This window comes from Intrasporangium sp. (assembly GCF_035688975.1).
Taxonomy (GTDB): domain Bacteria; phylum Actinomycetota; class Actinomycetes; order Actinomycetales; family Dermatophilaceae; genus CALMNV01.
The window spans coordinates 1-10,500 of record NZ_DASSMH010000128.1 but is presented as its reverse complement, the minus strand read 5'-3'; the positions used below and the strand labels follow the sequence as shown (position 1 = coordinate 10,500).

The window sequence follows — 10,500 nt, the reverse complement described above, 5'->3', positions numbered from 1 at the left end:
CGTTGCTCACGACCCGGACGCGGCGGCGCGGCATGGCCGACTCGAGGGTGAGGTCGGGCTCGCTCTGGTCGCAGACGACGACCACCTCGACGGCTCCGGCGTAGTCCTGCTCGAGCACGGACGCCAGGGCTTCCCGGAGTGGTCCCGGGCGGTTGTGGGTGGCGATGACCACCCCAACAGTCGGTAGCGCGGCCGAGCGGTCTTGACCTGCAAGCTGATTCGGCGTTCCCGTTGGCAACGTCATCTCCCCCGAACGTCGGTATGGGCCGTGGGCGCACGGCCGCGTCCATCAACGACATTGTCATGGCACGGACGTCGGTTGCGGGCCGTTTCGACCAACCTCGTGCGATGTCTGGCGGGGTTGTCGAATCCCCGAACAAGGCGGCGATCCCCGGTCTAAAGTCACGCGTGGGGAAGTGTGGGATGGGGGCGCAGGGTGACTCGGTGGGGTCCCCTGCACTTTACGCGTTGACCCTCGACACCGTTCGGCGTCACACGATCGTTTTGCTGCGTTAGATGGGGAAGATCATGCACAGAAGACTGCATCAGGCTGCTGCAGCCGTGGTGGGTGCCGCCGTGGCCCTGATGGCCGCCGGTGCGCCGGCGGCCCTGGCGATACAGCCACCCGCGCCACCGCCGGCGGCCAACGCGATGGTCAGCGCCGTGCCGTCCGCATCGACCCCCGGGGTCGACGACGGTGACGTGCGCGCGATCGCCAAGGTCGGCTCCACCATGGTGATCGGTGGCAACTTCACCAGCGTGGGCGGCCAGCCGCGCAGCAGGATTGCGGCGTTCGACACGGCGACCGGAGCGCTCGCCCCGTTCAACCTCGCGTTCAACGCGGAGGTCTCGACCCTGGTGCCCGGCCCGACGGCCGACACGGTCTACGTCGGCGGCGAGTTCACCCAGGTCGGCACGGCGGCGATCAAGAACGTCGCCCTCGTCAACTTGACGACGAACTCGGTCGTGACGACGTTCGTCACGCCGGGGTTCGGCACCTTCGGCCGGGTCAACGACATGGTCAAGGTGGGCAACCGCCTCATCGTGGGTGGCAACTTCACCATGGTCGCGGGCAAGGCGCATGCGGGGATCGCGGCCCTCAACGCCACGACCGGTGCGGTCGACCACGCCTACGTCAACGTCCAGTTCGCCGGCCACCACAACGACTCCGGCAGCGGCGCCCAGGGCCCGGTCGGTCCGTGGAACCTCGACGTCAGCCCAGCCGGTGACCGCCTCGCTGTCATCGGCAACTTCAAGACAGCCGACGGGCTGGCCCGCGACCAGGTCGCCCAGCTCACCCTCGGCCCCACGGCCGCGACGGTGACGCCGGACTGGAACACCAACCGCTACAACCCGCTCTGCATCAGCAGCGCCTTCGACTCCTACGTCCGCGGGGTCTCGTACTCGCCCGACGGCTCGTACTTCGTCATCGGGGCGACGGGCGGCGGCTTCAAGGACACCCTCTGCGACGCGGCCGCGCGTTTCGAGACCTACGCGTCGGGCACGGACATCCAGCCCACGTGGGTCAGCGAGAGCGGCGGCGACACGAACTGGGCCGTCGAGATCACCGACAACGTGGTCTATGTCGGCGGACACCAGCGGTGGGCCAACAACCCCTACGGCAAGGACTTCGCCGGCCCCGGTGCCGTGGCACGGCCAGGGCTTGAGGCGCTTGACCCGGCGAGCGGTCGTCCGCTGCAGTGGAACCCGGGCCGCAACCCCCCGGGCAAGGCGGTCTATGCCCTGCTGGCGACGTCCGAGGGCCTGTGGGTCGGCTCCAACACCGACTACGTGGGCAACTTCAAGTACCTGCGCAAGAAGCTCATCCTCTTCCCGTATGCCGGTGGGACGCCGCTCGCGGCCACCAACGTCGGCGCCCTGCCGGGGACCGTCCTGACCGGCGGCCCCGTCGGACCGGCCGCCGCCACCAACGTCCTCTACCGCGTCAACGCCGGTGGACCGGCGATCGCGTCGATCGACAGCGGCCCGGACTGGGCCGCCGACAGTGGGTCCACCAACCCGCTGCGCAACGGCGGCAGCAGCGCGGTGACGTACACGACGAGCGGAGCCGCGATCAACCCGGCAGTGCCCGCCTCGACCCCGTCCCTCGTCTTCGAGTCGGAGCGTTTCGACGGGGCGCCCTCGCCGGAGATGCTGTGGACCTTCCCGGTGGCGGCGGGCACGCCGGTGCAGCTGCGGGCCTACTTCGCCAACCGCTGCACGTGCACCAACGCCGTGGGCAAGCGCGTCTTCAACGTCGACGTCAACGGCACCCGGTGGCTGACGAACTACGACATCGTCGCGGACGCCGGCGACCAGACGGGGACCATGAAGTCGATCGACCTCACCGTGCCGTCCACCGGCAAGGTCACGGTGTCGTTCGGCCACGTGACGCAGAACCCGCTCGTCAGCGCCTTCGAGATCGTCAAGACCGGGACGCCGCCGCCGGCGCCTGCGGCCTCGGACGCCCTGTCCCAGACGGGTCTGACCTCCTCGGCCGTCAGCTACGCCCCCGAGGCCGCTCCTGACGGCGGTGTCACCTGGTCGAGCACCAGGGCCGCGTTCATGGTCGGCAACAAGGTGTTCTACGCCGCCACCGACGGCTACCTCTACTCGCGCACCTTCACGGGGACCACCTGGGGCCCCGCGGTCAAGATCAACCCGTACCACGACCCGGCCTGGGCCAGCGTGAGCAACAACCTCGGCGGCACCTTCGACGGCGCCCTCCCGTCGCTCTACGTGCAGATCCCCAACCTCACGGGGATGTTCTACGCCGGTGGGCGCCTCTACTACACGATGTACGGCGACAGCCGCCTCTTCTGGCGATGGTTCTCGCCGGACAGCGGCATCGTCGACGAGCGCATCAACACGGCCGCCAGCTCGGTGGACCTGAGCAGCGTTCGGGGCATCTTCGCGGCCGGTGACGGCGTCTACTACGCGCTGCGCACGGACAGCACCCTCTACCGGGCCGACTGGTCGGGCTCCGCGGTGACGGGCACACCGGTCGCCGTCAGCGGCCCGGCCGTTGACGGGGTGAGCTGGGCGAACCGCTCGATGTTCCTCTTCGCCGGGCCTGCCCTGAACAGGTCGCCCAGGGCGTCGTTCACCTCCTCCTGCCCGGCGGCCACGTGCACCTTCGATGCCTCGGCCTCGGCGGACCCGGACGGCACGATCGCGTCGTACGACTGGAGCTTCGGCGACGGCACGACGGGGACGGGTGTCGCGCCCACGCACAAGTACGCCGCGTCGGGGACGTACGACGTCCAGCTGACGGTCAAGGACGACAAGGGGGCATCCGGCACCCTGACCACACCGGTCACGGTGACCGTGCCGGCCAACCAGGCCCCGACCGCGGCATTCACGTTCACGTGCACCAACGCGACGTGCGCCTTCGACGGGTCGACGTCCTCGGACCCCGACGGGACCGTGGCCACGTACGCGTGGAGCTTCGGTGACTCCACCTCCGGCGCCGGTGCGACCCTGTCGCACGCCTACCCGGCAGCGGGTGACTACGCCGTCACGCTCACGGTGACGGACGACCAGGGTGCGACGAGCACCGTGACGAAAACCGTCACGGTGACGGCTCCGGCGAGCTCCATCGCCTTCGTGGGCGCCGCCCACTCGGCGGCGGGGGCGGCGAAGTTCAAGGCCGCCACGGTTCCGGCAGGGACGCAGGCCGGGGACCTGCTGCTCATGGTGTTCTCCCGACCCGCCACGTCGGCCTTCACGGGTCCCACAGGGGTCGTCGGGTGGACCCAGGTCAGCACGGTCACCAACGGCTCGGTCGTCTCGACGGTGTGGCAGAAGGCGGCCGACGCGGCGGACCTGGGCGCCACCGTGCGCTTCGACGACCCCAGCGGCTTCCGGCTGGGCCTTCTCGAGGTGGCGGCCTATAGGGGCGCCAACGCGGGCAGCGTCCGGGCAGTGAGCGCGGTGGATGCGGCCAAGAGCTCGCACACGACGCCGCCTATCGCCGTCAACGCGGGCGACTGGGTCGTCTCGCACTGGGTCGGGCTGACCAAGACGCTGTCGCCGTGGACCGTGCCGGCAGATCTGGTGAGCCGCGACTCGGTCGCGGATCCGGCGCCGGCTGGCACCTACCGATACGAGGGCCTGCTCGCGGACCGCGGGGCCGCGATCACCACGAGCGGCACCGTCGCGGGGGCCACCGCCTCGACGACGGGCGCCTCCGACCGCGAGGTCATGTGGTCGATCGCCTTCGGGCAGTAGTAGCAGCAGCGAGCACCACCCATGAGTGGATCGGGGACGTCCAGCCCGGCTGGGCGTCCCCGATCCGTTGCTCGTCCAATCGGTCAGAAAACGGTCCAGGGGGTCTTCTCATGACAGCACGCCGCCGCATCCTCCTCGCCGCCATGCCGTTGGCGTCGCTGGCCGTGCTCTCCCTTACGGCCTGCAGCGGTGGAGTGCAGACGGCCGAGCCGGCCGCCTCCCCGAGCCGGTCCGCAGGTCCTCCCGAGACCTCGGGCGGCTCGGCCTCCACGCAGACGCACACATCGACCTCGAGCGCGGGTGGCGGGGGCACGGCAGGCACCCGGAGCGGTGGGACCGGGTCCACGACCGCGCCGGCCGGTCCTCCGGCAGCGACGACGCCTGCCACCTCCGGTGCCCCGGGCGCGACGGCGACGGCCGCGGGACCCTCTGGGGACCAGAAGGCCCTGCTGGACCGCGTGCCCGGAAACCCGCAGCCGGGGTGCGTCGAGGTCGGGGACCGGTCTGACGTACGGTCGGCCTCACTGGTCATGGGCAACTTCGTGGAGGCGAGAGCCGAGGTCGCGAAGGGCGGGCCGAACGGAGCGGAGCTGCAGCTCTACGTCTTCCCGCAACACGCGGCAGCCATGCCGGGTGTGCGCCTGACCGCCACGCCACCGACGGGTCCGCCGCGGACGGTGACGTCGAAGCGAACGAACCAGGGCGACGAATGGAGCTACTATCGCGTCGCGCTGCCGGTGCAGGACCGTGGGGTCTGGCGCCTGGAGGCCACGGCCGGACCCGACTCGGGGTGCTTCCTCGTCCGCTTCTGAGCCGCGCCGCTGACCGGCGTCGTGGGTTCTCCGAACAGCGTCGGGCTGCCGGTCCAGAGTCGCGCGTTTGGGCGTACGGCAAGGACTTCGCCGGCCCCGGTGCCGTGGCACGGCCAGGGATTGAGGCGCTCGACCCGGCGAGCGGCCTTGCGCTGCAGTGGAACCCGGGCCGCACTCCCCGGCAAGACGGTCTATGCCCCGCTGGCGACGTCCGAGGGGCCGGTGGATCGGCTCCAACATCGACTAGGTCGGCAACTTCAAGTACCTGCGCAGGAAGGTCGTCCTCTTCCCGTATGCCGGAGAGCAGCCGCTCGCGACCACCAGAGTCGCCTGGTCGAGCTCCCGTGGCGCCTTCATGGTCGGCAACCAGGCGTTCTACGCCCTCACCGACGGCGGAATCGCCTCGTACGATTGGGAGTTCGGCGACAACACCTCGGGCACGGGCCGGACGACGTCGCACGCCTACGCGGCGTCGGGCACGTGCACCGTGAAGCTCACGGTCACCGACGACAAGGGGCCGCAGGCTCGGTGACCAAGTCGGTCGTGGCCACCGTGCCGGCCACCAACCACGGACGGCGTCGTTCACGTCGTCGTGCACCGCCGCGACGTGTTCCTTCAACGGGGCGGGACCACTCCGTAGGGAACTGGCGACGTATGCGGCACGGCCCGGGGTCCCTCGTGAGAGGGCCCCGGGCCGTGCGTGTGTCCGGCGTCTGCTCAGTACGCGAAGTTGACGTCCTTGAGCAACGAGCCGTATGCCGAGTACTCGGCCCACGTGCTGAGGTTCCACACGCAGTCGGCGTTCTTGAGGTTCGTCGGCGGGTGGTTGAAGTAGTACACCCCAGCGAACCACGCCTCGTTGGAGACGATGTAGTTCTTGGCGTTGGTGAGCCACTGCGCCCGGCGGGAGTCCTTCGTGACGCCGAACTCCGGCAGCGCGACGAGCTTGTTGTGCGCCTTGCCGAAGGTCAGGAGCGGGGCGATGATCGTGCTCAGCTCCACCCAATTGCCGCGGCCCTCGCCGCAGGTGTACCAGTTGTAGGCGTCCGCGCCCACGATGTCGACGTAGGCGTCGCCGGGGTACCAGTTGCCCGCGTAGACCCGGTCCGAGGGGCTCGTGCGGAAGGCCCAGTCGGTGAGCTGCAGGGTGTGCTTGACGTTGGTTGCGCCCTGCTGACGGAAGATCGTCGTCACGCGGGCGTACGCCGCCTTGAAGTCGGCTGCGGTGCCCATGTTGGTCTTCGACGACAGCTCCGGCTCGTGGCTGTAGGCGAGCAGGATGGTGCCGCCGCGCGCCTTGATCGTGGTGGCCCACCGGACGAGGTTGTTGTAGATGGCCGAGCCGGGCTGGGCGTTCGCCACCGTCCTCCAGGTGGCCGAGCTGTCCAAGGAGATCATGCGGCCCTGCGGCACGCTGCCTTCGAGGCGGCCGTAGGAGTGGACTCCCACGGTGGTGCCCGTGGCGTTCTGGATCGTGGTCGTGTCGCCGACGGCGCCGGCGTAGATCTTGCCGCCCGGCATCAACGTCGTGGCGGCTTGCGCGGGGCTGGCGAGCGTGCCGACGAGCGAGGCGGCAGCGGCCACGCCGATCACGGCCCGCTTGGCCTTCGCCGACGAGAGGACGCGTGAGGGCATGGGGAATCGAAAGGTGCTTGGCATGGAAGAACTCCAGGTCTCCTAGGCTGCCGACCGGGTTAGCTGACGGGTTCGGGCCGGATGCGCCCTACGGGGACAGAACCCCGATTCACCCCAGGGGATCTGTGGGTCCCCGGCTCCCGGGACGCCTTCGAGGGCGATCGGGATTAGGCGGTGTCATTACGGCGAGACGAACGATAGCCGATCCGTCGCGGGCGTCCTCGCGGCCGAAGTGCTTGTGAGACAACAGCGGACCCACAATTCCGGTTAATCCGGTCAGATTGGGAGCCCGGGCTGCCGGCGTCGCCAAGCACAGACTCGTGCTCAGCGGGACGCAGCAGGCTCCGCTCTTCCTGTGACGTTCGCCACAGCAGGCCGTTTCATGGTCATACCTGGGCCATCCGGGCGGCCCCGCAGGGAATCAGACGGGCGCGTTCCGACGCTCTACCGAGGGCGACCGGCGCGCCGCGCCCAGGGACCCCAGGCGGCCGGAGAAGGCCCGAAACCCGTGGCGCCGGCGCGCCACCACCCACAGCGGCGGGCCGATGAGCAGCGCCGCGAGGAGAAGGACGACGGTGACGGTGTTGGACGTGCCCAGCAGTTTTAGGGCCGAAGCGAGCAGGACGAAGGCGAGTGCCCGGCGCACCAGGCCGCCGGGCGCCCGCGCCGAGAGCTGGGCGCCGAGCCACACGCCGGGAACCGACCCGAGCAGGAGCGAGAGGGTCAGGTCGAGGTGGAAGTCGCCGAGGAACACATGCCCCAGCGCCGCCGCCGCCACGAGGGGGACCGCCTGCAGCAGGTCGGTGCCGACGAGCTCGCTGGCCTTGAGCGTCGGGTAGATGGCCATGAGCGCGATGATGATGAGTGACCCTGAGCCGACGGACGTGAGACCCACGACGAGGCCGCCGACGGCGCCGATGGCCACGGTGGGCCACACCCGCACCTGCACGACCGGTCGGCCCTGGGGAAGCGGCTCGGCCCGACCATCGAGCCGGGCCGCCCGTTCGAGCAGCCGCAGGTACGCGCGCACGATCAGTCCGGCCGCCGCGAGGAGGAGGGCCACGCCGAGTGCGATCTTGAGCCACTGCTGAGCGGCGGCCCCGGAGCCGATCACCTTGAGCAGCAAGACACCTGCGAAGGCACTGGGGATGGACCCGATGCAGAGCCACTTCACGAGCGCGAGGTTGACCGTCCCCCGGCGGAGGTGCACCGCGGAGCCCACGGGCTTCATCACGGCCGCCGCCACCAGGTCGCTTGACACTGCGGTGAGCGGTGGGATGTTGAAGAAGAGCACCAGCATGGGCGTCATGAGCGCGCCCCCGCCCATGCCGGTCAGCCCGACGATGATGCCGATGCCCAGAGAGGCGACGGTCAGCCAGGGGTCGAAGCTCATGACAGCCAACCGCCCTTCCGGAGGTGCTCGAGGACGTCCTGCAGGCACGCCTCGAGGGTGCGCCCGGTCGTGTCGACGACGAGGTCCGCGTCGAGTGGTGGCTCGTAGGGTGAGGAGACGCCGGTGAAGTCGGACAGCTGGCCGGCCCGCGCCTGGGCGTAGAGGCCCTTGCGGTCGCGCTGCTCGCACACCTCGAGTGGCGTCGCGACGTGCACGAGCACGAAGTCACCGACCTCTTGGACCATCTCGCGGACCGCACGGCGGGTCTCGGCGAAGGGCGCGATGGGTGCGCAGACGACGAGGCCGCCGTGCCGCGCGATCTGGGCCGCGACGAAGCCGATGCGCCGGACGTTGGCGTCGCGGCCCTCACGGTCGAAACCCAAGCCCGCGGAGAGCATTCGGCGCACGAGGTCGCCGTCGAGCAGGGTCACCGCACGGCGACAGTGGTCGTCAAGGTGCGCGACCAGGGCGCCGGCGAGCGTGGACTTGCCCGAGCCGGAGAGCCCCGTGAAGAACACGACGAGACCGCGGCTGGACCGCGGCGGGCGCCAGCGGGAGAGCACGTCGACGGCACGCGGGTCGACGCCGTCCGCGGGCCGGCCCTGCTCGAGGGCGAGGTCGGCCGCCACCCAGCGGGGGTCGTCGAAGGAGAGGAGGCGGACCGGCCGCCCAGCCGCCTCGGCGACCGCTCGCACGAGAGCGCGGTCGCTCGTCCCGTCACGCCAGACGATGGGAGCAGTGCGGACCACGACGTCGCCGCGGTCGGCCACCGCGGCCTCGATGGCGGCGCGGAGGGTCGCTGACGGCATACCGCCGGGGGAGCTTCCCGACGGGACGAGGACCACGACCGGCCCACCGTCCTCGTCCTCGAGGTCGCCGTCGAGGAGCGGGCGCTGGGCGACGAGGATCCGGCCCAGGGCGGGCAGCCAGCCGGCGTGGTGGCCGGGGGACAGCGGCCGGACGTCACCCACGGCGCGGGCACCGTCGGCCGAGGCCTCCACGCGGGCGTCCTCCAGGGTGGCGATCGGCAGGCACGTGGCGTCGGTGAGGATCAGGCGACGGCTCGCGACCACCGAGTCGGCGAGCTCGACGGGCAGCGGCACGCGCAGGTCGTCGCGCACGGTGTCGAGAGGCTCTGCAGCCCGGCCTCCCAGGTCACCCCACGGCAGGCGGACCCCGCCCATCATCAGCTCGAGATCGGCCGCGGCGGCGCCCTCCACGACGATCCTCGGGTCCCCGGTCACGACGGCAACGGACATGGTGTGTGCACTCTCCCCCTGCGGCTCCTCCGCCGCGTCGTCAGCCTCCCATGCGGGGCCTCGACCGTGGACCAAAATCTCCAAATCGGGCAGCCGCCAAGGGTGCCGACGGGCCTCGCCGGGGGCTCGCCCGAGCCGTCGCCCGAGCCGTCGCCGGGGGTTCGCCCGACGGGGACGGCAGGCGTCGACGGCTAGAATGGGGCAACCCGCCTCCAGCCCGGAGCCGGGTTGCTCGTGCTGCCCGAAGACCGGTTGGAAGTGCCATGTCCACGCACCATGCCCCCACCACCCCGCGCCTCGCGCCGCTGCTCGACACCTGGGCGCAGGGTGCCGACGTCCGGCGCCTCCTCGCAGCGGTGGGCCGCGCCGGCACCGTCGACGTCTCCGCCAGCGAGGGGGCCCGCCCCTTCGTCATCGCCGCGCTCGCCGGCGCCAGCGCCTCGTCCGGCCCCGTCGTCGTCGTCACGGCGACGACCCGCGAGGCCGACGACCTCGCGGCCGCCCTGACCGGGCTGCTGCCCGCGGACCGGATCGGGGTCTTCCCCAGCTGGGAGACCCTCCCGCACGAGCGGCTGTCGCCCCGGAGCGACACCGTGGGCCGGCGGCTCGCGGTGCTGCGGCGGATCGCCCACCCGGACCCCGACGACGCGGCATACGGGCCGTTGTCGGTCGTCGTGGCACCGGTGCGGGCCATCCTGCAGCCCATCAGCACCGGCCTCGCCGAGCTCGTCCCGGTGGCGCTCAAGGCGGGCGACGAGCGCCCCCTCGACGAGGTCGTCGACGCGCTCGTCGCGGCGGCGTACACGCGGACCGACCTCGTCGAGCGGCGCGGCGAGTTCGCCGTGCGCGGCGGCATCCTCGACGTCTTCCCGCCGACCGAGGAGCACCCGGTCCGGGTCGAGTGGTGGGGCGACACGGTCGAGGAGGTGCGGGCCTTCAAGGTCGCCGACCAGCGCAGCCTCGGGATCTCGCCGGAGACGGGCGGGAAGGGGCTGCTGGAGCACGGGCTCTGGGCGCCGCCGTGCCGCGAGCTGCTGCTCACCCCGGACGTGCGACACCGCGCCCGTGCGCTGGCCGAGTCGCACCCCGAGCTGGCCGAGATCTGCGTCAAGATCGCTGACGGGCACCCGGTCGAGGGCATGGAGGCGCTGGCGCCGGTGCTCGTCGACGA

The 10,500-nt window shown here is 71.2% G+C and carries 7 protein-coding genes, 1 pseudogene and 1 riboswitch; of the genes and pseudogenes, 4 read left to right on the top strand and 4 right to left on the bottom strand.

Annotated features, from left to right (window positions below):
• The coding region (locus VFJ94_RS13550) for a glycosyltransferase (RefSeq protein WP_325004748.1) at positions 1–244 on the bottom strand (244 nt) is incomplete at its 3' end.
• A 272-nt stretch (positions 245–516) separates the two neighbouring features.
• Between VFJ94_RS13550 and VFJ94_RS13545 the strand changes: the two genes are divergently transcribed.
• The 3 genes from VFJ94_RS13545 (at position 517) to VFJ94_RS13535 (ending at position 5,574) form a co-directional block, all read left to right on the top strand.
• Positions 517–4,230 carry a PKD domain-containing protein gene (locus VFJ94_RS13545; RefSeq protein ID WP_325004747.1) on the top strand — a complete coding sequence of 1,238 codons (3,714 nt, stop codon included), beginning with the start codon at positions 517–519 and terminating at the stop codon, positions 4,228–4,230.
• Positions 4,231–4,760: 530 nt separating this feature from the next.
• Entirely contained in the window at positions 4,761–5,042 is a 282-nt protein-coding gene (locus tag VFJ94_RS13540) for a hypothetical protein (RefSeq protein ID WP_325004746.1), read from the top strand.
• A 355-nt stretch (positions 5,043–5,397) separates the two neighbouring features.
• Complete coding sequence (locus VFJ94_RS13535) at positions 5,398–5,574, top strand: PKD domain-containing protein (protein WP_325004745.1); 177 nt, start codon at positions 5,398–5,400, stop codon at positions 5,572–5,574.
• A gap of 185 nt (positions 5,575–5,759) precedes the next feature.
• Here the strand turns inward: VFJ94_RS13535 and VFJ94_RS13530 are convergent, their stop codons facing one another.
• The 3 genes from VFJ94_RS13530 to cysC all read right to left on the bottom strand — a co-directional run bounded on the left by VFJ94_RS13530 (position 5,760) and on the right by cysC (position 9,329).
• Complete coding sequence (locus tag VFJ94_RS13530) at positions 5,760–6,677, bottom strand: glycosyl hydrolase (RefSeq protein ID WP_325004744.1); 918 nt, start codon at positions 6,675–6,677, stop codon at positions 5,760–5,762.
• 32 nt (positions 6,678–6,709) lie between these two features.
• A riboswitch (cyclic di-AMP (ydaO/yuaA leader) is annotated at positions 6,710–6,861 on the bottom strand.
• 237 nt (positions 6,862–7,098) lie between these two features.
• Positions 7,099–8,070, bottom strand: a complete 972-nt coding sequence (locus tag VFJ94_RS13525) for a sulfite exporter TauE/SafE family protein (RefSeq protein WP_325004743.1) — start codon at positions 8,068–8,070, stop codon at positions 7,099–7,101.
• Positions 8,067–9,329, bottom strand: a complete 1,263-nt coding sequence (gene cysC, locus VFJ94_RS13520) for an adenylyl-sulfate kinase (RefSeq protein ID WP_325004742.1) — start codon at positions 9,327–9,329, stop codon at positions 8,067–8,069. Before cysC ends, VFJ94_RS13525 begins: the two co-directional genes overlap by 4 nt.
• Before the next feature lie 263 nt (positions 9,330–9,592).
• Here cysC and VFJ94_RS13515 point away from each other — a divergent pair.
• Positions 9,593–10,500: pseudogene (locus VFJ94_RS13515) on the top strand (transcription-repair coupling factor); the annotation flags it as partial.